The 590-nt window shown below is 45.3% G+C and carries 1 rRNA gene; it reads left to right on the top strand.

The features are described from left to right. Positions 1-88, top strand: a 16S ribosomal RNA gene (locus KJS57_RS26065); the annotation flags it as partial. Positions 89-590: the final 502 nt, after the last annotated feature.

Genomic DNA, 590 nt, shown 5'->3' with positions numbered 1-590 from the left:
GAGCCAGCCGCCGAAGGTGGGGTAGATGATTGGGGTGAAGTCGTAACAAGGTAGCCGTATCGGAAGGTGCGGCTGGATCACCTCCTTTCTATGGAGAATCGTCTTCTGCAACGAAGACATTCAAATAGCTAACTTACGGTTAGCAAAACTTACTCACTCGTTGGTCAGTTTTGAGAGTTCAACTCTCAAACATATCTCTTCCACAACTTACCGGTTGAACGGTAAGAACGGATTTGATATTATAGTCTTCCGCCCGTAAAACGGCGAAGAAAACTTGATCCTTGAAAACTGGATAACGAAACGAAGAATTTGCGAATTAGAACATTCCTTTAGCGATGAATTTCAATTTGGCTTTGCTCAAATTTAAAATCATCGTAGCTGAACTTGTGTCAAACAAGTTTATAAAGGTAGTGAATACTATGCGTAGGTTTTGGGATGACCGAACTTTTGGTAGTGCGCGCCTGATGACGAATGTCAGAGGGAAAGCGACGAACAATGGCGAGGGCAGCGCAAAACCGGAGCATTATGGTTAAGCTACTAAGAGCACACGGAGGATGCCTAGGCACTAGGAGCCGAAGAAGGACGTGGCG

The organism is Paenibacillus vini, assembly GCF_018403325.1.
GTDB lineage: Bacteria > Bacillota > Bacilli > Paenibacillales > Paenibacillaceae > Fontibacillus > Fontibacillus vini.
The sequence above is the reverse complement of the archived record's forward strand: the minus strand, read 5'-3'. Positions and strand labels throughout refer to the sequence as shown.